Source organism: Conexibacter sp. CPCC 205762 (assembly GCF_030646155.1).
In the GTDB taxonomy this organism is placed as follows: domain Bacteria; phylum Actinomycetota; class Thermoleophilia; order Solirubrobacterales; family Solirubrobacteraceae; genus Conexibacter.
This window is the reverse complement of sequence record NZ_JAUTDN010000009.1, coordinates 1-21560: the sequence shown is the minus strand read 5'-3', so window position 1 is coordinate 21560 and position 21560 is coordinate 1. Positions and strand designations below refer to the sequence as shown.

The window sequence follows — 21560 nt, the reverse complement described above, 5'->3', positions numbered from 1 at the left end:
GCGCGGGGCCGCCGCGGCGGCCGGCTCGGCGAGGCGGCGCATGCGGTATAGCGATCGCGGCGTCATCCGGCTGCGACCGCGCGACCTCCGCGCCGATGGTGCCTACCTCGAACAGCGGCGCGCGTTCGAGGCGCTGATCGCCGGCCGGTTGCGGGTCGCGCTGCAGCGGCGCGGGCTGCCGGTCGGGCAGGTGCGGATCAGGCTCGGTGACCTTCCCGAGCCCGGTGCTCAGTGGTGGGCGATCGCGACGCTCGACGACGGCCGCGAGCTGCCGATCGCGTGCGCGCTTCGGCGGCCGTTCGTACGGCCGCGGGTCAACTGGAGCCTGACGTGAGCGCCAACCCGTCGACGACCGCTGAAGCGGCCTCCCGGTGGCTGGAGCGGGTCCACGCAACCCCGCCGCTCCGTCGCCGAGCGCAGCGGCGCATCATGCGCGAGCTGCTGGACTTCGAGCGTCGCCTCTGCGAGCTGGAGGCTGAGGCGCTGGCCCGCGCCGCAGCCCGTCAACGGGCCGGCGAACGGTCCGAGCTGTTCGCCGTCGACGCGCTGGTCATCTGGACCTCCGACCGGCGGGCAACTGCGTGATGGGCCGCCGGCTGCCTGCCGCCGAGCGCAACGTCCTGCGGCTCGACGTGAGCCGCGGACGCTTCCTTCAGGCGCTTGCGGAGGCGTACGCCGACCTGGACGCCGCGGCCGCGTCAGGCGCTGAGCGCTGGCTGAACATGCTGTTTGACCTCGCGTTCGTCGGCCGGCGCTCCGCGCTGGAGCTGTCGTCTTCGCGGGTGAAGACGTTCAGCTTGATCATCACCGACGATCGGCAGCTCGTGCCCTGGGTGACGATCGCCGTCGAGGCGGCCGGCGCCAAGCGCCTGCCGCGCTACGCGGGCTGGCAGGCCGACGCCGGCGGGCGCGTCAAGCGACCGCCGACCGGAAGCCCGTCGATCGTCGCCACCGCGCTGGTCGAACTCGACGCGATCGATCTCACGCCCGCGATCACGCTGAACGCGACGCCGCCGGAGTCCTTCGGCGAGATAGAGGACCGGGCGCGCGAGGCGATCCTCGACCTCCACGAGCAGATCAACGAGCGAGGGGCCGAAGTGCTGGCCACGCTGAGCCGGCCAATTCTCGCCCAGCGACGGAGCTGACGCCGTGAACGAGCTGCGTCCCGCTCTGCTGCTGGACTGGGCCGCGACCGCCAGCTCGTTCGCTGCGGACCTGCAGGCGGCAGCGGACCGGATCGCGACCGCGCGCGCGGTCGGCGCGGGGGCGCTGCTGGCGGTGCTCTTCGATCTCGCGCCGATCGCGCGGGGCGAGCCGCGCGTGCTCGAGTTCGGCGTCAAAGTCGAGGGGCCGGCCGGGACGCTGCGCGCGTCCGTGGTGCTGGCGACCCTGCCGCGGATCCGCGGCCGCCGGTCAGCGCTGGAGCCGGCCGCGTGGCGCTACGACGCGGTCGTCGGCCACCTCCGCCCGCTCAAGGACCGGGCCCACACGACGACGCGAATCGAGACGCAGCTCACGTTCAGACCGCTACCGGACCGCATCAGATTCGGCGAGCTGCCACTGACGTGGGCGTCACACCGCGTCTCCGACCTCGTGGAGCAGATCAACGCCGCCGCCGCTCCAACCCTGTTGCAGACGATCGTGCCGCAGATCGTCAACGGCTGACCCGACCGTGGCGGCATCGAGCTGCCGCGCGCCGCGCGCGACCCGCGCTACCGTCCAGAGCTGACGCGCCGGCGCCGTAGAGCTGGCGCAGCTCGACGGAGGGGAAGGGGACAGGACGGTGCTGGCGAAAACCCGAACTGCACTTGCGGCCGCGATCGTCGCGGTCGTGCTGCTGACGCCCGCGACGGCACCAGCGCGGACGATCGCGCTCAACGAGAACGCGAGACTGCACCGCATCAGTACGGCCGGCGGCCTCTACCGCTTCGGAGGCAGCGCGACGGGCACGCTGCCCGGCAACGTGACCGCAGCGTTGCGGTTCGGCCTGACGTCGATCCGCGGCTCGGTCACCTTCTACCCGCGCGGCGGGTCGATTTCGGTCCGGGTCAGCGGCTCGCCCGTCACGCTCAAGGGCCGCATGACCGTCTCCGGCGGCACCGGCAAGTTCGCCGGCGCGCGTGGCTCTGCGTCCTGGTCGGGCACGCTCAACCGCCGGACCTGGATCGCGACCGTCTCGGCCAAGGGCCGACTCCACTATTGACCGCCCCGCGCTGCCCCCGCGCGCTCGGCGCCGCCGTCGCCGGCCTGGTGCTCGCCGGCGCGGTGCCCGCGGTGAGCGCCGCTTCGCCGGCGGCGATGCGGCTGAAGGCGTCCGTCGCGGCCGACGCGCGGTTGGGCGAGCCGACGGCGCTGCGTCTGCAGCTGCATCTCGATCGCCGCCGAGGGGCGGTCGCGCGTCGCCTGACGCTGCGCTACGCCGCGGGGATCGACATCATCGGCAGCGGCCTGGGCTTGGCCACCTGCCGACCGTCGCCGGCGACGTTCGCCGCCGTCGCGATCGACCCGCTCCCGGTACGCGCGGGCTGTCCCGCCAACGCCGTCATCGCGATCGGTCGCGCTCGCGGACAGATCCGGCTGCACCCGCCAACGATCACCCAGACAGCGACGTTCACGCTCCTCGCCGGACCGCTCGACCCGACCGGCCTCAAGGTCGTCGGCCTCGTCACGGGCATCAATCCCTTCGGCGCGAACCTTGTCTACGCCGGGATGGTGACGGCCGACCGCGGCCCGTTCGGCGGCCGCATCGACGTCGCGCTCCCGCGGATCCCCGACGTCTTCCCCGACGACACCTCCGACGTCGCGCTGCTGGACGTCGACGCGACGATCGGCTCCAAGGCGATCGTCTACCAGCGCCGCGATCGTCGCGGCCGCGTTCGCCGCTGGCATCCGGACGGGCCGATCCTCCCCGCCCGCTGCCCCAGGGGCGGGCTGCCGTTCCGCGCCGAGGTCCTGCTCTCCGACGGCGCCACGATCACGGCGACGGCACGAGCGACCTGCCCGCCTCGCGCGCGGCCCCGCACTCCGGGCGACGGGGCGGAGCCGCGCGCCGCGTCACGCTAGCGGCTTCGGCGGGCAGCGGTCGCGGCTCGTCGACCGCGGCGCGCCACGCCCGCCGGCTGCGCGAATCTGTGACAGGTTGGGTCAGCATCAAAACGAAACGCCAAGAAGCCGAAGATCGTGAAGCCGAGATGTGAGAGGATCTGTCGCTAGGGGTTGCAGGGGGAGCAGGGCGAGACGGAGAAGCGAGATGAAGACGCAACAGCCTGCGGCGCGGCGGCCACGCCTCCCAGACTCCTGCGACGGCGAAGCGGCCCCGGCCGCTAGGCTCGCGTCGTGGCGACCCCGATTCCCGGGTCCTGGACCTCTTTCGACGAAGAGCGCGTCATTCGCGGCACCGTCGCGGGCGAGTCCGCTGCGACGATCGCTGACAGAACCAGAAAGACGGTCGGCGCCGTCAAGCAGAAGCGACGCCGCCTCCGTCGCGCCGGCCGACTGGAAGCAGCGAGAAGCCAGAAGTGGACGGACGCGGAACTCGCAAAGCTGCACCCGTTCAAGACCGCGCCAGCAGAGGAGCAGGAGCTACGGCGCCTGCTCCCTGATCGAACGCCCGACGCAGCGCGCGCGCAGCTCTACCGACTGCGACGCGCTGCGCAGGCGAGCGCGAGCGAGCGATAGGTCGTTGTCGTTGCCGTCGCGGTGCTAGGCGCCTGCGACGGACGCGGACGCGGTAGCGCAGCTCAACGCCGGCCGTCGACGACGTCGACGGCCCCTACGCGTACAACAACGAGGAGGAACCAAATGCGGGCACGGTGGACGGCCACGACGGTCGTGACGGCGACGGCGCTAGTGGTGCTCAGCGCCTCCGCTGAGGGGCGCACGCTCGGCAGCACGCAGCGCCCGGCCGGCGCCGACGAGGTCCGCTGTCCGTCGATACCGAACCTCGTCGGGATCCCGGCGGCCGAGGGCGACATCAGCTGGACAGCGCCGGCGCGTGCGGTGGTGGGGTCGTGGTCGACGAACGTGAGCGAGGCGGCGGCGGGCGCGAGCATGTCGCTGGTCGTGCTGCGCGCCGCCGGCGACGCGATGACGATCGCCGCCGTCGACACCGCGACCGTGCCCGCGCAGATGCCCGCCGACGGGATCGCGACGGTCAAACCGGACGTGCCGATCGTGATGGAGCCCGGCGACAGACTGGCTGTCGCCGGCGGCGACGGCGCGACCTGCGGATGGCAGCACGGCTCGATCCCGGTCGAGCAGCAGGCGGCCGTCGGCGAGGCCGTCCCGGCGCTCGCTGCCGGCGCGACCGTCAGAGAGACGATCGCGCCCGAGCCGGCCGCGCAGCTGAACATCAGCGCGGACCTGGTCGAGCAGACCGACGTGCGCGTCACCGCCGCAGCCGGCCCCAGACTCGTCGCCAGCGGCACGCTCGCGCAGCTGACCGCGACGATCACCAACGCCGGGGCTGCGCCGGCGCCGGTCAGCGTCACCGACGCCGTTCCCGCGGGGCTGCGGATCGAGACGGCTGTCGCCGGCGGCGGCAGCTGCAGCGTCCTGGGCCAGCAGGTGACGTGTGCGATCCCGTCGCTGGCGCCAGGCGCCAGCGACCCGATCGTCGTCGTCGTCACGCCGTCCAGCGCGGGCGGGTTCGTCAACACGGTGACGGCGATGCCGCCGCTGGAGGCCACGCCGATCGACAACACCGCGAGCGCGACGCTCACGGTCGCAGACGCCGAGCTTCCGGTGCAGGGCGGAGGGATCAGGGTCGTCGAGCCGGGCGTGCGCGCGGCAGGCCGCAGATGCGTCGTGCCGCGACTCAGGGGCGCGCCCGTCGCGGTCGCCCGCGACGTGCTCTCGCGGCTGGGCTGCAGACCGGTCGTCGTGCGCCGGCCGCCGTCCCGGACGAGGATCCCGAGGGGGCTGTGATCTCGACCCAGCCCGGCCGAGGCCTCTACCCGTCCGGCCGGCGCGTACGCGTGATCGTCAGCGCCGGCAAGCCCACGATCAGAGCGAGAGCCCGCCGCTCCGGGCGCGCGCGGGCTGCCGGCGTCGCGCCGCACGAGCTGGCGGTGGCGGTCGGGATCGACCCCTCCGGCTGCTACCCGCCGAACGGCAGGATCCCGATCTACATCAGAGGAGCCGCACCGCGCACCACGATCAGCGCCGTCGCCCGCGACTCCGAGACGTCCGTCGCCCGCGGCCGCGCGAATACACGGGGCAACGCACGACTGACGATGATCGCGCCGGCCGCGGTCCCCGCTCACGCCGCGACCGCCGTCCAGCGGATCGAGGTCACCGCCACCTCCACGAGCAGCACCCAGGTCGCCGAAACCGTCGCGTACCTCCTCGGCCAGCCGCGCGTCTGCGCGTATCTCCGGGGGGGATCGGCGGCCGGCCGCAGACCGCCAGCCGCAAGCGGTCGACACGCGCCGAAGCGTCGGTGATCAGATCGACGCCGGCGGGCGGCTTCCGGAAGCGCCGCAGGCGCTCAAGCGCCCGGAACGCCATCGACACGCCCAGCGGGGCGCGTAGACGATCGCAGTCGGGCGCGCAGGAGTGGCGCGTGCAGGTGGGACTGATCGTTCTGATCCCCGACAGCCTCTGGAGAGGTACCTGCGCCCGCGCCCGGGATCCGATGCTGGCCGAGCTGTGAACACTTTGTAATTGGTGCGTCAACACGCGAGAACGCGGTGTAGATTCTCGCGCAGGGGTCACCGGGGGGGGCCAAGTACCGCCGCCTTCCGCGGCGGAAAGGAATGAGAATGAACGGTTGTGTGCGTGCCGTTGTGGGCACAGCTGCCGTATGTCTGGCCTGGTCGGCGCTGGGGTCTGCGGCTGCCGGAGCGAGCGAGCCCGGCGCGATGGGCTCCGCACAGGAGGTCTTGATCCAGACGTTGGGCCAGCAGTCGCCGCCGGCGGCGGCAGAGGTCGAGTCGCTCGCCGAGCATGATGGGATCTCGGTCGAGCAGGCGACGCGCTCGCTGGAGGTTCAGCATCGAGCGGGCGACATCACGACCGAGTTGAGAGCGGCTCTCGGCGAGGACTTCGCCGGCGTCTGGTACGACCGCGAGGCGGCGACGTTCCAGATCGGCGTCGTCGACGGCAAGGGCGAGGACGCCGCGCGTCGCGTCGCGGCCGCCAAGCAGGTCCCGGCGCGGCTGGTGCCGGTGCGGTACACCGCTGCGCAGCTGACCGGTGTCGCTGCCCGCTGGTCGGCGGCACATCCCGATCTCCTCGCAAGAGCGGCGATCAACGTCAACATCGACTATGAGCGCAACACGGTCGTGGCCAGGGTGGGCGACGACACGTCAACCGAGGCGCTCGGGGGCCTTCAGGCCGAAGCCCGACGCGGGGCGCCGGGGACGGTGCGGATCGAGACGGTTGCGGCCGAGCAGCTGAAGGTCGAGCCGCTGGCGTGCAACATCGGCACCCACGGCTGCGATCTGCCGATGCGCGGCGGCATCAAGATCAGCAACGCCGGCGCGACATGCACCGGCGGGTTCATGACGCAGGGCAACGGCGGCGCCAACTACTTTCTCCTGACGGCGGGGCACTGCCTCAACAGCGCCGGGAGAGGCGCGGCGGTCAGCGCATACACCTACAACGGTTCGGCCGCCGCGTTTGGCGTGGTGCACAACTTCGTCTACAACGAGGCGACCGGGACCGACGCAGGGATCGTCCGCTGGACCAACACCGGCTGGCCGATCATCACCAACTCGGTCGTCGCGTGGACGATCGACGAGAACCGCGTGATCACCGGCACCTACGAAGCCACCCCCGGCGTCTGGATCTGCCACAGCGGCATCCACACCAACATCCAGTGCGGCTACACCGCGGGGCCGGCCAATTCATCCGGGATCGTCGCGGTCCAGACCTGCGGGGACCATGGCGACAGCGGCGGCCCGTTCATAAACGGCAACCTCGCCGGCGGCGTCGCCGCCTTCGCGACGCCGATCGCCTGCGGGCCGACGTTCTACACCTACTACCAGCAGCAGAACTGGGCCAACAGCCTGATGAACGTCCACCTGCTCTAAAGCCACCGACCAGCTGGCCGCGTCGCTCCGCAGCGACGCGGCCAGCGCTTACCTGCAGAGCACCGACCAGTCCCAGGAGCGGCATGCCGACAGCACGTACCACCTTCCACCTCAGTCCAGCGCCCGCGCTCGCGTTGGTCGCGGCCGTCGTCGCCGTCGGCGCCGCCGCGCCGGCGGCGCGCGCGGCCGACAGTGCGGCGATCGCTCGCCTCGAGCGCATCGCCTACAACCGGCTCGGCCCGGACGCGCTCGGCTGCGCCTACGCCACGGACGAGACGAGCCCGGTGCAGCTCAAGGTGACCGACAAGGCCGCACTGCCCGCCGCCCGCAGAATCGCCGCCAGCATGCGGTTCTCGGTGACCGTGCGCCTGATACCCAGACGCTACGGCCTGCGCGGGATGGCACCGGTCTACCGGGGCCTGAGAAAGGCCGCCGAGGGACGCAAGCTCGTCGCGATAGTCCGTGACGAGGCCACGACCCGGCCGAACACCTGCGGCTCGGCCACGATCCTCTTCACCGACGCCAACGCCGCCTGGGCCGCCGCCCAGCAGCGCCGTTTCGGCAGCGACCGCGTCGCCCTCAGACTCCTCGGACCCGATGATCCCATCCCGCTGTAAGGGGCCGCTCGCGATACCGCCGCACCTCGCAGGCCGGCTGCTCGACGCCGGCGACCGAAGCGGCACCGCACGACCTTGAGGGCGGTGGACCACGTGACCCCGGCTGCTCCTAAGCTCCCGACCGCGATCCTGCTCGCCGCAGCGCTCGCCGCGACCGCCGCGCCGGCGGCGGCCGCGGCCGTCGATCCGCTCGTGCGGACCGAGCTGGCGCAGACGAAGCTGCGCCCGCACGAGCGGATGGACATCACGTTCCTCGGCACGCTGCGCAACAGCCGGCCGGTCACGATCTGGTTCGAGTACAGAACCGGCCCGGGGGTCCACTCGACGCGCAGACGCACGGCCGCGCCCGCACCGCGCCGCACCGTCCGCCGCACCATTCACGACCTCTCGATCAAGCAGCAGCTCGTGGCGCGCTTGGTCGCCCGCGACGGCGACCGCACCGTCTACGGCGCCTGGGAGGGCGTCGCTTCGCCGCACAGACCACCCGCCACGCCCGCTCCGCCGCCGCCCCGCGGCTGAGCAGCGCGGGCGAGCCCGTGACCCGCGTCGCGGCGGTGCTGTCCGCGTCGGCGTCTTGTCGACGCGCCGGCCGGCGGCGGCATGCCTACTCGCGGCGCCCTGAGGGCGGGAGGTCGCCGCGGCGGCGGGCCTGCAGCAGCGCGTGGTTGAGCTGGGTCGCGACGTCGCCCTCGTGGGCGACAAGCGCGAGCTTGGTCCAGGCGTATCTCTGCGGCACGCGGTCGCGGAACACGACGATCGAGCCGCCGACCTGGTCGTAGGCGGGCGGGAGGGCGGCGCTGGGGTCGTACATCTTCTTGGCGCCGTCGCTGCCGCGGATGACCGCGATCAGGTCGCCGGTTCTGTCGTGATCGTCAACCTCGAGGAACTCGACGAGCGGCCGGACCGGCGAGGAGGGGCCAAGGAAGAGGATCCGGTACTTCCGCTTGCGGCCGAAGGCTCTCGGGCGCTCTGCGTAACCGATCGCGATGTGCACGAGGCCCTCGCGCGCCGTCTCGCCGACGTAGACGCGGTAGCGAGAAGCGTCAGCTGCTCCGTCCTCTACAGCTCCCCGTCGGGGAGATCGGCGGCGGGCGCGACCAAGCGCCTCAAGCGCGACGCCAAGGCGCGCCTGGTGCGCGGCAAGCGCACCTTCGCGACCGGCACGATCACGAAGATGACCACGGCGCGCACGCTGCCGCGCGGCAGCTACCAGCTGCGCGTCGACGGCGGCGTGCGCGACGGCCAGCGGGTCGTCACGACGCTGCGCGCGCGCGTGCGCTGACTCGCCGCGGGAGACTGTGCGACCTCGGTTTTCCGAGGTCGCACAGCGGCGGCTTGCAAGTGCGCGGTTGGCGCCTGCCGCCGGCTTCTCTAGAGCCCGCGGGGCCCTGGAGGCGGCGACGACGCGCTCGATGGCAGCAATCGTCGCGTCGGTGCCCCCAACCGACATCGACTTGCTTTGTGTCAGGTCACACCTCGGTAACACTTCGTTGACAGTCTCGGCGGAGTGGAGCGCGATGCTGAAGCGGTCGCATGAGTCGTGCTCGGGAATCCCACCTGCCGCGCTATCTGGAGATCGCCGAGGAGCTGGAGGCGTCGATCCGGCGCGGTGACCTCGGCGAGGGCGAGCTGCTGCCGGGCGAGCTGGAGCTCGCCAAGCGCTGGAGCGTCAACCGGCACACGGTCGGCCGGGCGCTCAACCACCTGCAGCAGATGGGGCTGGTCGCCCGCGTGAAGGGGCACGGCACCCACGTGCGGCCGCCGCGGCTGGACTACCGCATCGCCGACCAGGTCAGCTTCACGGCGATGTTCGAGGCCGTCGGCGCGCGGGTGCGCAAGCAGCCGCCGACGATCCACGCGGCGCGCGCCGACGCGACGCTCGCGACCCTGATGCGGATCCCCGTGGGGGAGGAGCTGGTCGGCGTCCGCAACGGCAGCGCGGTCGGCGGCTCACCGCTGTCGTGGGGCGTCGGATACTTCCGCGAGGCGGTGCTGCCGGGCGTCGCCGACCTGCTCGCCGGCTTCCGCGGGTCCACCAGCGAGCTGTTCCGCAGCGTCTACGGGATCGAGCTGTTCCGCGCGCAGACCCGGTTCGAGGTGCAGCCGGCCGAACCCGAGGCGGCGGCGCAGCTGCGCGTCGCGATCGGCTTCCCGCTGTTCAAGGTCGAGAAGCTCGACACGCTGAGCGACGGCACGCCTGCGGTCTGGGGGCTCAGCTACTTCCGCAGCGACGCCGTCCGCTTCGACGTGCAGACGCGGCCGATCATCACCGTTGGCGCCTGAGCGGTCGCCGGCAGCGCCGCTTGTCTAGGGAAGCGGCGCCGTCGCGCAGGCCGTCACATCTCATTCACCTCGCCTGCGCCGCGGGGCCGCAAGGTGGCCGTCGTTCCGGGCGCGCGGCGCTCGACACCACGACCACCTGAGGAACTCCCACCACCATGAGACTTCGCCCCACGACTCGTCTGCGACGAGCGATCGCTGTCGCGGCAGCATCCGCCGTGGGCATCACCTCGCTGGCCGCGTGCGGCAGCGACGACGCCGACACCAGCAGCGCCTCCGGCGCCGACGGCACGCCGGTCGAGATCCAGTACTGGCACACCAACAGCGACGCCAACGGGCGTCCCGCGGTCCAGGCGCTGGTCAGAAGATTCAACGCCGCCAACCCCGGCATCCACGTCACCGAGCGCACCTACGACGGCTACGCCGCGCTGCTGGAGAACGTCCAGACCGGGATCGCCTCCAGACGCCCGCCGGACGTCGCCACCGTCGGCTACAACAGCCTCAACTACGTCGCCGGCAACTTCCCCGTCGTGCCCGTCAGCGAGCTGGTGGAGAGATACGGCGACGAGGGCCCGCTGAGAGCGATGCCGGAGAACATCGCCGCGCTCGGTCAGCAGGACGGCAGACAGATCGGCCTGCCGTACGGCCTCTCGCTGCTCGTCGTCTTCTACAACGCCGACCTGCTCAGAAGAGCCGGCGTCAGCGAGGCGCCGAGAGACTGGGCCGGCTGGGAGGCCGCCGCGCGCACGATCGCCAGAAGCGGCGGCGACCCGGCGATCAACTTCCAGCAGTACCCCGGCGACAACTTCATCAGCCAGGCGCTGATCGCCGGCAACGGCGGCGCGATGACGCAGTGCGTCTCCGGCGAGACGAAGGCCGCCTTCGCGCAGCCGCCGGCCGTCGAGGCGATGAGCTGGTGGGCCGGCCTGATCAGAGACAGACTGGCGCTCAACGTCACCGCCGACCAGAGCATGCAGTCGTTCCTGGCCGGGCGCGCCGCGACGCTGATCACGTCGATCGCCAGCCGCGAGACGCTCGAGCAGCAGGCGAGATTCGACGTGCAGGCCGCGCCGTTCCCGACCTTCGGCGGCAAGCCGCAGCAGCTGCCGGCCGGCGGCAACACGCTGATGGTCTTCTCGCAGGAGGACGCCAAGCAGGAGGCGGCCTGGAAGTTCGCCCAGTTCCTCGACTCGAGACCGTCGCTGGAGACGTGGGTGCACGAGAAGGGCTACCTGTCGCCGATCCCGGGCGTCGCACGCGACTTCACGGCGAGAAACCCGATGCAGGCGGTCGCCGACGCCGAGCTGCCGGCGGCGATCCCGTGGACCTCGTGGCCGGGCAGAGACGGCCTCGCGGCGACGCAGGTGGTCTCGGACGCGACCGACACGATCCTCGGCGGCCAGAAGAGCGCGGCTGACGCGCTCACGCCGGCCGCGGAGGAGATCGACGACACCATCGCCGGAGCGTCTTGCCAGTAGCGGATCACATCCGCCGCCGCCACCGTCCCCGGTGGCGGCGCGCCTGGCCGCTCGCGTTCATGGCGCCCGCGCTGCTGCTGTTCGGCGCGTTCGTGCTGTGGCCGATCGCGCGGACCGGCTGGCTGAGCCTGCACGACTGGAACCTCGTCAGCCCCGACCGCGAGTTCGTCGGGCTCGACAACTACAGCGAGCTGCTCGGCGACCCGGACTTCCACCGGCTGCTCGGGCGCACGCTGATGTACGTCGCGATCGGCCTGGTCGGCGGCTTCCTGCTGCCGGTCGGGCTGGCGATGCTGACGCTGCGCCACGCCGGCCGCGCGACGGGCGTCTACCAGACGCTGCTGTTCGTGCCGACGGTCATCACGACCGCGGTCGGCGCGCTCGTCTGGCAGTTCATGTACCTGCCCTCCGGCGGCCCCGTCAACGAGCTGCTCGACACGGTCGGGATCTCGCCCGTCAACTGGCTCAAGGACCCGTCGACCGCGCTGCCGGCGGTCGGCGTCGTCGGCGCCTGGCAGAACCTCGGCTTCAGCTACATGATCGCGCTCGCCGGGCTCAGCGCCGTCTCGCCGACGCTGCTCGAAGCGGCCGAGCTGGACGGCGCCAGCGGCTGGCAGCTGCTGCGCCACGTCGTGCTGCCGCTGCTGATGCCGACGCTGCTGTTCCTCGCGACGACGGCCGTGCTGCACGCGCTGCCGAACGTCTTCGTCGCGATCGAGATCCTCACCTCGGGCGGACCGGCCGGCAGCTCGAGCAACCTGCTCTACGACGTCTACAGCAACGGGCTGCGCTTCTTCAGAGTCGGTGAGGCGAGCGCCGAGGCGGTCGTGCTGATGGCGCTGATCGGCGGCGCGGCCGTGTGGCAGATGCGGCTGATCGAGCGGGGTGTCACCTATGAGCGCTAGCAGGCACCGGCTCGGCCGCCTGATCGGCAACGCCGTGCTGCTGGCGGCGGTCGCCACGACGCTGGCGCCGCTGCTGTGGATGCTCGTGACGAGCCTGCGGCCCAAGCAGGACGTCTTCGACGGCGCGCTGCCGTCGGCGCTGACGTTCGACAACTTCAGCGCCGTCCTGCACTCGGTCGACATCGGCCGGCAGCTGCTCAACAGCGTGATCTTCGCCGGCGGCGTGACGCTCGGGCAGCTGGCGATCGGGATCCCCGCGGCGTACGCCTTCAGCCAGTCGCGCGGACGCTGGTCGCGCTGGGCGTTCGCGGTGCTGCTGCTGACGATGTCGGTGCCGTTCGTCGTCGTCTACCTGCCGAACTACATCCTCCTGTCCGAGGTCGGCCTGCTCGACAGCCACGCCGGCATGATCCTCCCGCAGGTCGCCAGCGCGTACGGGATCTTCCTGCTGCGCCAGCACTTCCAGGCGTTCCCGCGCGCGATCGTCGAAGCCGCCCGGATCGACGGGGCGTCGGAGTGGATGGTGCTCTGGCGGGTGGTCGTGCCGGCCAGCCGCTCGGCGATCTCGGCGCTGGCGATCTTCGTCTTCATCTCGACCTGGAACGAGTACGTCTGGCCGCAGCTGGTCGCCGGCGCGCCCGGGATGCAGACGCTGTCGGTCGGCGTGGCCGCGTTCGCCAGCGAGGAGGCCGGCACGCAATGGGGCTCGATCATGGCCGCCGCGACGATCGCCTGCCTCCCCACCGTCGCCGCCTTCCTCGCGCTGCGACGTCAGATCTTCAACGTGCTGCTCGAAGGAGCAGTGAAAGGATGAGCATGCTCCCGTTCGACAAGCCGGGGCGCTTCTTCAGAGGCAACCTGCATTGTCACTCGACCGGCTCCGACGGCCTCCTGTCGCCGGCCGACACCGCCGCCTTCTATCGCGAGCGCGGCTTCGACTTCGTCGCGATCACCGACCACTGGGGCTGGCCGGGCAGGTTCACCAACACGGTGACCGACACGCGCTCGCTGCGCCGCGAGGACTTCACGACGCTACTCGGCGCCGAGCTGCACGCGCCCGCCACCTCGCAGGGGATCCTCTGGCACATCGTCGCCTCCGGCCTGCCGGGCGACTTCGCGCACGTCGCGGACGAGGGCGCGCCCGAGCTGGCCGCGCGCGCCGCCGCCGCTGGCGCCTTCGTCGTGCTCGCCCACCCGGAGGCGAGCGTGCTGACGGTCGAGGACGCGGAGTCGATCCCCGCCGCGCACGCGCTCGAGATCTGGTCCGGCGGCCCCGGCTGGGACGGCCGCCACAGCGGCGGCTACCTGCTCGACGCGCTGATGGTGCGCGGCCGCCGCATCAGCGTCGTCGCCAGCGACGACGCCCACTTCGGCGACCGCGGGAGCAAGGGCGAGGCGTGGACGATGGTGCGGGCTGAGTCGCTCGAGCCCGAAGCGCTGGTGGCGGCGCTGCGCGCCGGCCACAGCTACGCGTCGCAGGGCCCCGAGCTGCACGACGTCGCGATCGACGGCGACTCGCTGCGGATCTCCTGCTCGCCGGCCGAGTGGATCTACGTCAACGGCGCCAACGGCGTCTGCGCGCCCGCGCCCGGCCCCGGCCTGACCGAGCACGAGGTCGAGCTCGAGCAGTTCGGCGACAGACCGCTGCGCGTCACCGTCGTCGACGCCGACGGCAAGCGCGCGTGGACGAACCCGCTGTGGGCACGGTGAGCGGATTGACGATCGAGGAGCTGCACGAGCTGATCGCCCACGGGCGGATCGAGCGGCTGGAGGCGGCCACGCAGGCCGCCGTCGGCGAGCTCGACGTGAGCGTGACCGCACCGGCCGAGCCGGCGCTGACGCTGCTGCGCGTGAGAGACGCGGTCGCCGGCGCGGCCTTCAACGCCGGCGAGGTGCTCGTCACCCGCTGCGAGCTCGAGCTGGAGGGCGTCCCCGGCTGGTCGACCGTCGTCGGCGACGAGCGCCGCCGCGCGCTCTGCGGCGCGCTGCTCGACGCCGCCGCGCGGCGCGGCGCGCTCGCCGGCGTCGAGGCCGACCTTGCCGCCGAGCTGCTGCGCTGCCGCGCCGCCCGCGCGCAGCGGTGGGCGGCGGTGCAGCCGACCCGCGTCGAGTTCGAGGAGATGGCCCAATGAGCCCGATACCGCAGATCCAGCCGCAGACGCGCCTGGCGCAGAGCACCTTCCGCGCGCTGCTGCAGGCGAGCGCCGCCCCCGGCGTCGCCGTCGCGCTGCCCGCGACGGCGACGGCCGACCCGCTGCTCGCGCTCGCGACGACGCTCGTGGACGACGAGACGACCTTCGCCGTGCACGGCCCGGAGGCGGTCACGCTGACCGATCGGGTCCGCCTGCGCTGCGGCGGCCGGCCGAGCGAGCTGGAGCAGGCGCGCTTCGCGTTCCTGACCGCCGACGACGGCGGCGAGGCGCTCGCCCGCCTGCCGCGCGGCACGCTCGTCGCCCCGTCGGAGGGGGCGACCGCCGTCTACCTGCTCGACGAGCAGGACGACAGCGCCGCCGCGCCGCGCGCGACGCTGAGCGGCCCCGGCATCGAAGCGCCGCGCGAGCTGCGCCTCGCCGGCCTCGGCGCGACGACGGCCGAGGCGATCCTCGCCACGCGCGCGGGCTACCCGCGCGGCGTCGACGTCTTCCTCGTCGCCGGAGGGCGACAGGTGACGGCACTGCCGCGCTCGACCAGGATGGAGGTGCGCTGATGGCGTACACAGCGGTGCGCGGCGGCGAGCAGGCGATCGTCGCCGCCGAGCGACTGGAGCGCGCCGACGCCGGCGAGCGGCTCTCGCCGGCGCAGCTCGTCGCGGCGCTGCCCTACGCCGTCGACACCGTCATCGCCGAGGCCGGGCTGTACGCGCCCGAGCTCGCGGCGCTGGCGCTCGCGCAGGCGCGCGGCGACCTGCCGGAGGCCGCCTTCCTGCTGCGGGCCTACCGCTCCACGCTGCCGCGCGTCCACCAGACGCCGGCGCTGGACACGGGCACGGTGCGGGTCGTGCGGCGGATCTCGTCGACCTACAAGGACGTGCCCGGCGGGCAGGTGCTCGGCGCCACGCGCGACTACACGCGGCGGCTGCTCGGGAGCGAGCTGGCCGACGCCGAGGTCGCGCCCGACATGGAGCTCGGCGCGGCGCCCGAGCACGACGGCGGCGGGCTGCCGAAGGTCACCGACCTGCTGCGCGAGAGCGGCCTCGTCAGCGCGCCCGCCGCGACCGAGGAGGCCGAGCCGTACGACATCACCCGCCACGCGCTGCGCGTGCCGCCGCCGCGCTCCGGACGGCTGCAGGGGCTCGCGCGCGGCGAGGCCGGCGCGCTGACGGCGCTGGCGTACAGCTCGCTGCGCGGCTACGGCGCGACCCACCCGACGCTCGCCGAGTTCCGCGTCGGCCACCTGCCCGTGCTGGTCGAGCACCCGCACGCCGGCGTCGCGGTCGAGATCGGCGAGATCGTCTGCACCGAGGTCGAGACCGTCCAGCACGACCACGGCGGCGGCGACCAGCTCGAGCTCGGCTACGGCTTCACGCTCGGGCGCAACGAGCGCAAGGCGATCGCGATGGCGATCCTCGACGCCGCGATCGAGGCCGGCAACGCCCGCGCCGAAGGGCCTGCTGCGCCCGCCGAGGACGAGGAGTTCGTCCTCTTCCACGTCGACGGGATCGAGGCGACCGGCTACGTGGAGCACCTCAAGCTGCCGCACTACGTGTCCTTCCAGTCCTCGCTGGACCGGCTGCGCGCGCACACCGACCAAGAAGAGGATCGATGAACGTCCGTACCCTGCTCGACACGCCCGTCCCGGAGCCGGGGCCGGCGTACAACTACGCGTTCCTCGACGAGGGCACCAAGCGCGAGATCCGCCGCGCGGTCCTCAAGGCGGTCGCGATCCCCGGCCATCAGGTGCCGTTCGGCAGCCGCGAGATGCCGCTCGGACGCGGCTGGGGCACCGGCGGGCTGCAGCTGTCGCTGTCGCTGCTCGGCGAGGGCGAGTGCTTCAAGGCGATCGACCAGGGCGCCGACGACTCCGTCAACGCCGTCAACATGCGCCGCCTCGTCGCCGCGATGACCGACGCCGAGCCGGTCACCGACACACGCGCGGCGACGCTCGTGCAGAGCCGCCACCGGATCCCGGAGGAGCGGCTGCGACCCGACCAGACGCTCGTGCTGCAGGTGCCGGCGCCGGAGCCGCTGTCGTGGATCGAGCCGCGCTACGCGCAGACGCAGCGGATGCACGCCGAGCGCGACTACTCGCCGATGTGGCTCTACCTGTACGAGAGCATCGCCCGCCACGGCGAGATCGCCGTCGGCGCGAACTACCCGGTGATCGTCGACGGCCACTACCTGATGAGCCCGACCCCGATCCCGCGCTGGGACGTGCCCAAGCTCGACCGCGCGCCGTTCCTGACACTGCTCGGCGCCGGCCGCGAGAAGCGCATCTACGCGGTCCCGCCGCACACGTCGGTGGTGCCGCTGGAGTTCGAGGACTATCGCTTCCAGGTCGAGCGCTTCGCGCAGCCGTGCGCGCGCTGCGGCGCGACCGACGCCTACCTCGACGAGGTGCTCGACCCGCGCAGCGGCGAGACCGTCTGCTTCACCTGCTCGGACACCGCCCACTGCGAGCTGCGGCGGACGGAGGCGCAGCGATGAGCGCGATGCTGAGCGTCGAGCGGCTGACGCGCCGCTACGGTCCCGGCTGCGACCGCTGCCTGGCGTCGACCGGCCCCGCCCACGGCACCAACAGCTGCCCCCACTGCGGCACCGTCGTCGCCTGCGCCGACGTCAGCTTCGACGTCGAGGACGGCGAGGTGCTCGGCATCGTCGGCGAGTCCGGCAGCGGCAAGAGCACCGTCGCCGCGTGCCTCGCCTTCGACCAGCCGCCGACGAGCGGACAGGCGTTCCTGGAGGGCTTCGACGGCGACATGCTGAGCGCCGACGCGGCCGCGCGCCGGCGCTTGCGCAACACGCGCATCGGGATCGTCTACCAGACCCCGCAGCAGGGCCTCGCGCTCGACGTCACGACCGGCGGCAACGTCGGCGAGCGGCTGCTCGCCGCCGACTGGCGCCACGTCGGCCGGATCCGCGCCCGCGCCAGCGACCTGCTGGAGCGCACCGAGATCCCGATCGCGCGGATCGACGAGGAGCCGCGCGCCTTCTCGGGCGGGATGCGCCAGCGCGTCCAGCTCGCCAAGGCGCTCGCGAGCAGACCGTCGCTGCTGATCCTCGACGAGCCGACGACCGGCCTCGACGTCTCCGTGCAGGCGCGCATCCTCGACCTGATCCAGGGGATCCAGCGCGAGGCCGGCGTCGCGATGGTCGTCATCTCCCACGACCTCGGCGTGATCCGCCTGCTGACCGAGCGCACGCTCGTGATGAAGCTCGGCCGCGTCGTCGAGGAGGGGCTGACCGACCAGGTGCTCGAGGACCCGCAGGACGCCTACACCCAACTGCTCGTCAACTCCGCGCTGTGAGGACCGACCCGATGCCCCATCTCGACGTGCGCGCGCTCTCGAAGACGTTCACGATGCACCTGCTCGGCGGCACGACGCTGACGGCCTTCGCCGACGTCAGCTTCACGGTGCCGCGCGGTCGCTTCCTGGCGATCGTCGGCCGCTCCGGCTCGGGCAAGTCGTCGCTGCTGCGCTGCCTGTACCGCCGCTACCTGCCCTCGACCGGCGCGATCCGCTACGCCACCGCCGGCGGGACGGTCGACCTCCTCAGCGCGCCCGACCGCGAGGTGCTGCGGCTGCGGCGCAGCGAGATCGGCTACGTGTCGCAGTTCCTGCAGGCGATCCCGCGCGTGCCGTCGCGCGACATCGTCGCCGCGCCGCTGCTGCGCGCCGGCGCCGAGCCGGCGCAGGCGCGCGCCGCGGCCGACGAGATGCTCGAGCGGCTCGGCATGTCGGCGGCGCTGCGCGGCACCTTCCCAGCGACGATGAGCGGCGGCGAGCGCCAACGCGTGAACGTCGCGCGGGCGCTCTGCGCGGCGCCGCGGCTGCTGCTGCTCGACGAGCCGACCAGCGCGCTGGACCCGGAGACGCGCCGCCTGGCGCTCGCCGCGATCCTCGCGCTCAAGCGCGACGGCGCGACCGCCGTCGGCATCTTCCACGACCGCGAGGCGGTCGAGGCGCTCGCCGACGACGTGCTCGTGCTCGAGGACGGCGCCGTCAGCTGGCACGGACCGGTCGCCGACTACGCGACGACGGCATTGGAGGCCTGAGATGCTGAGCACGATCGTCCACGCCACCGCGGTCACGCCCGCGGCCGTCGTGGAGGACGCGACGATCGCGATCGAGGACGGCCGCATCGCCGGCATCCGCGACCGCAGCGGGCCGGAGCCCGACGCGCTCGACGCGCGCGGCGCGGTCGTCATGCCCGGCATGGTCGACCTCCACTCCGACGCGATCGAGCAGCAGCTGATGCCGCGGCTGAACGTCCGCTTCCCGCCGCCGCTGGCGTTCGCCGAGGTCGACCGGCTGCTGGCCGGCAGCGCGATCACGACCTGTTTCCACGCGATCTCGCTGATGCTCGGCAGAGCCCGCACCGTCGCCTGGGCCGAGGAGACGCACGACGTCGTGCTGGCCGAGCGCGCGCGGGCGCTGGTGCGGCACGAGCTGCACCTGCGCTGCGAGCTGCCGCAGCAGGAGTCGCTGGAGGCGGTGCTGCGGCTGCTGGCGCTGGGCGGCACCCGCGCCGTCTCCGCGATGGACCACACGCCCGGCCAGGGCCAGTTCCGCGACGCCGACTGGTACCGCCGCCACCAGCTCGGCACCGGGCACCTGTCCGAGCAGGAGGTCGACCAGGCGGTCGCGCGCGCCGACGAGGCGGCGGCGCTGCTGCTCGGCGAGGAGGCGCGCGAGCGGCTGCGCCGGCTCGGGGCGGCGGCGCGGGAGCACGACGCGCTGCTGCTGTCCCACGACGACGACGAGCCCGAGCGCGTGCGGCTCGTGCACGCCAGCGGCGCGCGCGTGAGCGAGTTCCCGATCACCGTCGCGGCGGCGCGCGCGGCGCGCGAGCTGGGCATGCACGTCTGCATGGGCGCGCCGAACGTCGTCCGCGGCGTCTCGACCGGCGGCCATCTGTCGGCGCGCGAGGCGATCGCGCTCGGCGTCGTCGATGCGCTCGTCTCCGACTACCACCCGGCGAGCATGCTGCGGGCGGTCTTCGCGCTGGCGGCCGACGACGTCCTCCCGCTGCCGGACGCGGTCGCGCTCGCGACCGGCAACCCGGCGCGCGCGGCCGGCCTCGCCGACCGCGGAACGCTGGCCGAGGGCGGGCTCGCAGACCTCGTCGTCGTCGAGCACCGCGGCATCCTGCCGTCGGCGATCGCTACGGTCGTCGGCGGTCGCCTCACGGCCAGCTTCCAGGCGCCGCCGCCGGCGGTCCGCGAGACGGCGGGGGTGCCGGCATGAGCGCTGCACCGAGCGAGGAGACGGTGACCGTGCGCGCGGCGGGACCCGACGACGCCGAGCTGCTGCTGGACGCGCTCGGCGCGGACGCGAGCGGCGTCGAACGCGTCCACGTCGACATGGGGATCCCGTGGCAGCGGACGCTCGTCGCCGAGCGCGGGCGCGCGCACCGCGGCCACCTGCAGATGCTCGCCCGCCCGACCGCCGCCCGCTGGCAGGCGGAGATCGTCGAGCTGCACGCCGACGAGGCGGCGGTGTCCGCGCTGCTGGCCGCCGCCGACGTGGAGGCGGCGCTGCTGGGGGCGGCCGCGCTGGTCGACCGCACCACGGCCGGCGCCGCCTTCGACGTCGGCGGTGAGCGGCCCGTGCGCTTCGGCGCGGACGGCTCGCTGCCGCAGCGCTTCCTGCGCGCCGCCGCCCGCGCCGCCAACGCCGTCAGCGCGACGATCGCGCGCGGCCGGCCGACCAGCGGCCTGCTCGACCCGGCCGACAAGGGCCTCGACCTGCTGGCCGAGCAGGTCGCCGGCGGCATCCTCGCGCCGCTCGGCGTGCCGATCTTCAGCGAGGAGAGCGGCTGGCTCGGCGCGGCGCCGCGCGCGCCGCGCGAGGCGTGGATCTCGCTCGACCCGATCGACGGGACGCGCAACTGCCTGCGCGGCTACGCGCCGTGGGCGCTGTCGGCGGGGCTGATCGACGACGGTCGGGCGGTCGCCGGCCTCGTCGTCGACCTCTCGAGCGGACGGCGCTGGTGGACGGCGCCGGGCGCCGGCGCGCACGTCGACGGGCGCCCCGCGCGCCCCTGCGCGGGCGGTCTGCTCGTGCTGCCGAGCACCGCGCCCGGGGCGGTGCCCGCGCTGGGCGGCGCTGCTGGCCTCGCGCGGCTGCGGATCGCGGGCGCGACCGCTGTCGACCTCTGCCGTGTCGCCGACGGCTCGGCGACCGCGTTCCTCGATGTCCACCGCGCGATCAGCCAGGCGCACGACATCGCCGCGGCGGTTGCGATCCTCGACGCGGCCGGCGCGACGATTCTCGACGCCGACACGCGCGAGCGCCCGCGCTTCGACGCGGCCGACCCGAGCCGCCACTACCACCTCGTCGCCGCCGCGACGCGGCACGAGGCGGAGGAGCTGCTGGAGGGAGTGGGCCGCTAGCGTCATCGGGCCCGCCGGGCTCAAGCGCGGAGATCGGCGGTCGCTCTCCCAGGAGCTGGTCGTGGTGATGACTGGGAGGGACGTTGCGGTCGACAACGGCGGGCCGGGTATCGGTGCGGCATCGCCGCACCGGTGGGGCGAGCGTCGCAGCGGCCTTCTTGGATGGCAGCGATGTGCGGGGATGTTCTCGGCGAGCGCGTCTTCGTCATCGGAGGGCCGTTCGGCGATGACGTAGACGTTCGCGCGCGAGCCTCTGACGATCTAGGAAGCCGTCGCTCGATCCTCCGGCGGCGGCGCCAGGCGGACTTCAGTGGGCGGGCCGGCAGATCTCTGGGGGCGAGGCCACGCTCCGGCCTTCGCTCGTCTCTGGCGGCGGGGGCCGCTGAGCGAAATCGCGCGTGGGCCATCGTCGCTTGGCTGGTCGAGACGACTGTTCGGCGCTACTGCGGTTCGAGTGCGGCGGCGGCGCCGGCCAGCAGCCAGTCGAGCCCCCGCTCGAAGGCGATGTCCGGATCGCCGGGCTGCAGCATGCCGCTGACGTTGTCCTGCGCGAGGTGCGGGAGTCCGCCTGCGTCGATCTGCGCGCGCACGTACTCGGTGATGGCCTGGCGGTGCTCTGTGTCCTCCGGCGCCTCGGGAGATGCGAAGTCGTGGCCTGCGAGCTCCACGATCACATGGCCCAGCATGAAGGTG

The 21560-nt window shown here is 73.2% G+C and carries 28 protein-coding genes; 26 read left to right on the top strand and 2 right to left on the bottom strand.

Annotation, left to right across the window (positions count from 1 at the left end; translation table 11 throughout):
- The first annotated feature begins 40 nt into the window (after window positions 1-40).
- From Q7L73_RS10275 to Q7L73_RS10220, 12 genes are all read left to right on the top strand, one after another.
- Entirely contained in the window at window positions 41-334 is a 294-nt protein-coding gene (locus Q7L73_RS10275) for a hypothetical protein (protein WP_304715543.1), read from the top strand.
- Between the two features lie 95 nt (window positions 335-429).
- Complete coding sequence (locus Q7L73_RS10270; protein ID WP_304695261.1) at window positions 430-585, top strand: hypothetical protein; 156 nt, start codon at window positions 430-432, stop codon at window positions 583-585.
- Window positions 585-1145: a hypothetical protein gene (locus tag Q7L73_RS10265; protein WP_304695262.1), complete on the top strand. Its 561-nt coding sequence runs from the start codon at window positions 585-587 to the stop codon at window positions 1143-1145. Before Q7L73_RS10270 ends, Q7L73_RS10265 begins: the two co-directional genes overlap by 1 nt.
- Window positions 1146-1149: 4 nt before the next feature.
- Window positions 1150-1665 (top strand): hypothetical protein, encoded by a 516-nt coding sequence (locus Q7L73_RS10260; RefSeq protein ID WP_304695263.1) that lies wholly within the window; start codon window positions 1150-1152, stop codon window positions 1663-1665.
- 118 nt (window positions 1666-1783) lie between these two features.
- Window positions 1784-2203 carry an autotransporter gene (locus Q7L73_RS10255; RefSeq protein ID WP_304695265.1) on the top strand — a complete coding sequence of 140 codons (420 nt, stop codon included), beginning with the start codon at window positions 1784-1786 and terminating at the stop codon, window positions 2201-2203.
- A complete protein-coding gene (locus tag Q7L73_RS10250; protein ID WP_304695267.1) occupies window positions 2200-3063 on the top strand; it encodes a hypothetical protein in 864 nt (287 codons plus the stop codon). Before Q7L73_RS10255 ends, Q7L73_RS10250 begins: the two co-directional genes overlap by 4 nt.
- 273 nt (window positions 3064-3336) lie before the next feature.
- Complete coding sequence (locus Q7L73_RS10245; protein ID WP_304695269.1) at window positions 3337-3678, top strand: hypothetical protein; 342 nt, start codon at window positions 3337-3339, stop codon at window positions 3676-3678.
- Window positions 3679-3801: 123 nt separating this feature from the next.
- On the top strand, window positions 3802-4926 hold the full coding sequence (locus Q7L73_RS10240) for a DUF11 domain-containing protein (protein ID WP_304695271.1): 1125 nt from the start codon (window positions 3802-3804) through the stop codon (window positions 4924-4926).
- Entirely contained in the window at window positions 4923-5444 is a 522-nt protein-coding gene (locus Q7L73_RS10235) for a hypothetical protein (RefSeq protein WP_304695273.1), read from the top strand. Before Q7L73_RS10240 ends, Q7L73_RS10235 begins: the two co-directional genes overlap by 4 nt.
- A gap of 438 nt (window positions 5445-5882) precedes the next feature.
- Window positions 5883-7034 (top strand): S1 family peptidase, encoded by a 1152-nt coding sequence (locus Q7L73_RS10230; protein WP_304715541.1) that lies wholly within the window; start codon window positions 5883-5885, stop codon window positions 7032-7034.
- An 83-nt stretch (window positions 7035-7117) separates the two neighbouring features.
- Entirely contained in the window at window positions 7118-7651 is a 534-nt protein-coding gene (locus tag Q7L73_RS10225) for a hypothetical protein (protein WP_304695277.1), read from the top strand.
- Between the two features lie 84 nt (window positions 7652-7735).
- Entirely contained in the window at window positions 7736-8170 is a 435-nt protein-coding gene (locus Q7L73_RS10220) for a hypothetical protein (RefSeq protein WP_304695279.1), read from the top strand.
- An 85-nt stretch (window positions 8171-8255) separates the two neighbouring features.
- Here the strand turns inward: Q7L73_RS10220 and Q7L73_RS10215 are convergent, their stop codons facing one another.
- Window positions 8256-8645 carry a hypothetical protein gene (locus Q7L73_RS10215; protein WP_304695281.1) on the bottom strand — a complete coding sequence of 130 codons (390 nt, stop codon included), beginning with the start codon at window positions 8643-8645 and terminating at the stop codon, window positions 8256-8258.
- On the opposite strand from Q7L73_RS10215, the gene Q7L73_RS10210 reads away from it, so the two are divergent.
- From Q7L73_RS10210 to Q7L73_RS10145, 14 genes are all read left to right on the top strand, one after another.
- Window positions 8640-8933, top strand: a complete 294-nt coding sequence (locus Q7L73_RS10210) for a hypothetical protein (protein ID WP_304695282.1) — start codon at window positions 8640-8642, stop codon at window positions 8931-8933. The two genes, Q7L73_RS10215 and Q7L73_RS10210, sit on opposite strands and share 6 nt — an antisense overlap.
- A 251-nt stretch (window positions 8934-9184) precedes the next feature.
- On the top strand, window positions 9185-9934 hold the full coding sequence (locus Q7L73_RS10205; RefSeq protein ID WP_304695284.1) for a GntR family transcriptional regulator: 750 nt from the start codon (window positions 9185-9187) through the stop codon (window positions 9932-9934).
- Window positions 9935-10149: 215 nt separating this feature from the next.
- The gene (locus Q7L73_RS10200; RefSeq protein ID WP_304695286.1) at window positions 10150-11409 is read left to right on the top strand and encodes an ABC transporter substrate-binding protein; all 1260 of its coding nucleotides are present in this window, start codon (window positions 10150-10152) and stop codon (window positions 11407-11409) included.
- Between the two features lie 59 nt (window positions 11410-11468).
- Window positions 11469-12314 carry a carbohydrate ABC transporter permease gene (locus Q7L73_RS10195; protein WP_304695288.1) on the top strand — a complete coding sequence of 282 codons (846 nt, stop codon included), beginning with the start codon at window positions 11469-11471 and terminating at the stop codon, window positions 12312-12314.
- Complete coding sequence (locus Q7L73_RS10190) at window positions 12304-13128, top strand: carbohydrate ABC transporter permease (protein WP_304695290.1); 825 nt, start codon at window positions 12304-12306, stop codon at window positions 13126-13128. The genes Q7L73_RS10195 and Q7L73_RS10190 overlap by 11 nt, the downstream gene beginning before the upstream one ends.
- Entirely contained in the window at window positions 13125-14024 is a 900-nt protein-coding gene (locus Q7L73_RS10185) for a CehA/McbA family metallohydrolase (protein WP_304695292.1), read from the top strand. Before Q7L73_RS10190 ends, Q7L73_RS10185 begins: the two co-directional genes overlap by 4 nt.
- A complete protein-coding gene (locus Q7L73_RS10180) occupies window positions 14021-14446 on the top strand; it encodes a phosphonate C-P lyase system protein PhnG (protein ID WP_304695295.1) in 426 nt (141 codons plus the stop codon). The genes Q7L73_RS10185 and Q7L73_RS10180 overlap by 4 nt, the downstream gene beginning before the upstream one ends.
- The gene (phnH, locus tag Q7L73_RS10175; protein WP_304695297.1) at window positions 14443-15021 is read left to right on the top strand and encodes a phosphonate C-P lyase system protein PhnH; all 579 of its coding nucleotides are present in this window, start codon (window positions 14443-14445) and stop codon (window positions 15019-15021) included. The genes Q7L73_RS10180 and phnH overlap by 4 nt, the downstream gene beginning before the upstream one ends.
- The gene (locus Q7L73_RS10170; RefSeq protein WP_304695299.1) at window positions 15021-16079 is read left to right on the top strand and encodes a carbon-phosphorus lyase complex subunit PhnI; all 1059 of its coding nucleotides are present in this window, start codon (window positions 15021-15023) and stop codon (window positions 16077-16079) included. The genes phnH and Q7L73_RS10170 overlap by 1 nt, the downstream gene beginning before the upstream one ends.
- Window positions 16076-16957 (top strand): alpha-D-ribose 1-methylphosphonate 5-phosphate C-P-lyase PhnJ, encoded by an 882-nt coding sequence (locus Q7L73_RS10165; RefSeq protein ID WP_304695301.1) that lies wholly within the window; start codon window positions 16076-16078, stop codon window positions 16955-16957. The genes Q7L73_RS10170 and Q7L73_RS10165 overlap by 4 nt, the downstream gene beginning before the upstream one ends.
- On the top strand, window positions 16954-17778 hold the full coding sequence (locus tag Q7L73_RS10160; protein WP_304695303.1) for an ATP-binding cassette domain-containing protein: 825 nt from the start codon (window positions 16954-16956) through the stop codon (window positions 17776-17778). The genes Q7L73_RS10165 and Q7L73_RS10160 overlap by 4 nt, the downstream gene beginning before the upstream one ends.
- Window positions 17779-17789: 11 nt before the next feature.
- Window positions 17790-18527, top strand: a complete 738-nt coding sequence (locus tag Q7L73_RS10155) for a phosphonate C-P lyase system protein PhnL (RefSeq protein ID WP_304695305.1) — start codon at window positions 17790-17792, stop codon at window positions 18525-18527.
- Between the two features lies 1 nt (window position 18528).
- Window positions 18529-19719 (top strand): alpha-D-ribose 1-methylphosphonate 5-triphosphate diphosphatase, encoded by a 1191-nt coding sequence (locus tag Q7L73_RS10150; RefSeq protein ID WP_304695307.1) that lies wholly within the window; start codon window positions 18529-18531, stop codon window positions 19717-19719.
- Window positions 19716-20867 carry an inositol monophosphatase family protein gene (locus Q7L73_RS10145; protein ID WP_304695309.1) on the top strand — a complete coding sequence of 384 codons (1152 nt, stop codon included), beginning with the start codon at window positions 19716-19718 and terminating at the stop codon, window positions 20865-20867. The genes Q7L73_RS10150 and Q7L73_RS10145 overlap by 4 nt, the downstream gene beginning before the upstream one ends.
- A gap of 440 nt (window positions 20868-21307) precedes the next feature.
- Here the strand turns inward: Q7L73_RS10145 and Q7L73_RS10140 are convergent.
- Window positions 21308-21560, bottom strand: a 253-nt coding sequence (locus Q7L73_RS10140) for a TetR/AcrR family transcriptional regulator C-terminal domain-containing protein (protein ID WP_304695310.1), incomplete at its 5' end; no start/stop codon positions are given.